Source organism: Actinophytocola sp., from assembly GCF_036002505.1.
Lineage (GTDB): Bacteria > Actinomycetota > Actinomycetes > Mycobacteriales > Pseudonocardiaceae > DASYTH01.
In genome coordinates, this window is record NZ_DASYTH010000414.1 from 1 (window position 1) to 2,559 (window position 2,559).

At 70.1% G+C, this 2,559-nt stretch carries 2 protein-coding genes; both read right to left on the reverse strand.

The features are described from left to right. Positions 1 to 122 precede the first annotated feature (122 nt). Positions 123 to 1,850 carry a DUF6114 domain-containing protein gene (locus tag VGR06_RS36690; RefSeq protein WP_327563817.1) on the reverse strand — a complete coding sequence of 576 codons (1,728 nt, stop codon included), beginning with the start codon at positions 1,848 to 1,850 and terminating at the stop codon, positions 123 to 125. Positions 1,851 to 1,926: 76 nt separating this feature from the next. After that, on the reverse strand, positions 1,927 to 2,559 hold a 633-nt coding region (locus VGR06_RS36695; protein WP_327563818.1), incomplete at its 5' end, for a DUF6230 family protein.

A 2,559-nucleotide genomic window follows, 5' to 3' on the forward strand; every position in this document is an offset into this window, starting at 1 on the left:
GCTGGTGGCGAACCTGAACGAACAGATCCGCAAGGCGCGCGTCGGCCTGATGGACGGGCCTCCGGTGCTGCTGCCGCCGTTCGACGTCGAGGCGGTCTTGCGCGGCTGGCGCGAGCGCCGTCTCAAGCCTCCTCGGTGAGATCCAGCGGGTCGGCGGTGAGCGTGTTGCAGCTGACGAACGCCAGCTGGATCTCGACGTCGGTGAACCACAGGTACGGCAGCGTGAGGGGCGGCGGCGATTCCGGAGTGAACGTGACCCGGAAGAGTCCGAACAGCTTGCCGGAGAAGCTGGGCGTGTAGAACTTCACGTCACCGTCGGTGGTCAGCGCGTTGCTCTTGATGAGCGTGGTGTGGCCACCGGGCTCGGGGATGGTCAGCGAGAACGGCTTGGTCACCGACTTGGACATGCTGAATTTCAGGCTCCGGAGCGGCCCGTCGGCGGTCTGCAGGTCGACCGTGCCGTCGTAGGTGGAGTCGTACATCTGCAGCAGCTTGCCCTCGAGCAGGCCGCCCTTGACCGACACCGCGGGGACGCCGTCGGGGCTGGTCTGCTTGTCGAGCACGCGCGGGCCGAGGCACGGAACGTCCGGAAGGGACGGCGTCGGGGACGGAGACGCCGACGCCGACGGATCGCTCGATGGGCCGCTGGGCGTACCGGGCGCGGGGTTGCCAGGAGCGGGATTGCCGGGCGCGGGATTGCCAGGAGCCGGCGGCGCGGGCGTCTGCGACGTGCTCGGGGAAGCCGACGGCGACGGGCTGGCACTGGGGGACGGGCTCGGTGACGCGTCCCCGCCAATGCCGAGGAGCTTGCCGACACCGTCGACGAGGTTGTTCCAGCCGTCGACGATAGGGTTGCCGGTGCCGTCCGAAGGCGACGGGGTGGGTGTCGGTGATCCCTCCGGGTCGGCTGTCTCGTCCTCCTGCGGCGTGGTCTTGGCTGGTGCCTTCGCCGCGGACGTGCGCGGCTTGGCCGTCGCCTGCTTCTTGGTCGCCGGCGTGGCCTGCCGGGCCAATTCCTTCTTGGCCTCGGCGACCGGGCGCGAGGGCATGCCCTCCGGGCAGTCGGCGGCGCGGGCCGGACTGCGGCTCCCGCCGGCGAGCACCGCCGCGGTCACGACCAGGGGAACGAGCGTGATGACGAACAGCTTCCGGTGGGCTCCCCGTTCCGATGGTGGTCGGGGTTCGCCGGGTCGGTCGTCGAAGCCGGGCAGGATCTCGGTCGGCGGGTCCGAGACGTACGGTGAGCGGGGCGGAAGGTCGGAGCCGGACAGGATCTCGGTCGGCGGGTCCGCGGCGTACGGTGAGCGCGGCGGACGGTCGGAGCCGGCGATGGCGTCCTCACCGTCCAGCGTCGACGGTGCGGCAGGGCGGTCGGACGAGCCGTCGTCCACCGCGTCGAACTCCTCGACGGTGTCGGGATCACCGTCGGGCTCGGCCCCGTCGGGCTCGGCCAGAGTGCCGGACTCGTCCTCGGTGGACGGCGGGTGCGCGGCGCGAGGCGGGCCCCAGGCGATCGGGAGCGCGCCGCCCACGATGCCCATCAACATGCCGAGACCGACGCCGCCCAGGTTGAGGCCGAGGAACGAGTACAGGGCGGTCAGCACCCCGATGATGCCGTAGAACAGGCGCTGCGCGGGCGTTACCCAGGCCAGCACCCCGCAGAGCACCAGGACCGCCGGCAGCACATAGGAGAGATAGCCCTCCTGGCCGAAGTGGACCTGCATGTCCTGCAGCGTGAGGTTCGCGCTGAAGAACAGCTCCGACGCCGACAGCAGCAGGAACAGGCCGCCCCAGAACGGGCGAGTCCGCCGCCACCGCTGGAACCTGCTCCAGGCGCTTTCCGTTGCCACGTACCCTCCAGGAACCTCTGCCGCGCACGGCATGGCGGAGGCCCGCGGATGTGGTCCGCGGGCCCCGATTCTTACCTCAGAAGCATTCGGCGGGCTTCTTGTTCGCGAAGTCCGTGTTGATCTTCAGGTTGAGCCCGCGAAGCGTGAACGTACCGGCCTGAGTGGAGTAGGCGACCTGCTCCAGGTCGGTGATGGTGACGTCCTTGGCTTCCTGCGCGAAACCGCCGACGGCGCCGTGGGCATCCTCGCCGCCCTTTGTCAGCTTCGACGCGTCCGCGCCGATGGAGATGTCGTGGAACGTGGCGTTGCCGCGCAGCTCGGTCAGGCCGATCAGCAGGTTGTCGGCCTCGGCCGGGTGCTTATCGTCGGTGCCCGCGCGGATGGTCAGGCTGACCGGCGAGCCGTTCGGGTGCACCGACTGGCACAGGTTGTAGAGCGTGGCGTGCTTGATGCCCGAGACGGCCACCGGGATCGGCTGGCCGTTCACAGTGGTGTGGGCATCGCTGTACTGGGCGAACCCGTCGCCGACGAGCGTGTCGGCCTTGATCTTGAAGGCCTGGCCCGACACGGTGAGACTGGCGGCGAACGCGCCGTTGGCCAGGCCGATGACCAGGCCCGCGGCGGCGACGGTGGGTACGCCCACCGCTACGGCGAAACGGCGCCAGTTGGTGCGACCGTACGCCGGATCGCCTTGCGCATCCTTCACGGA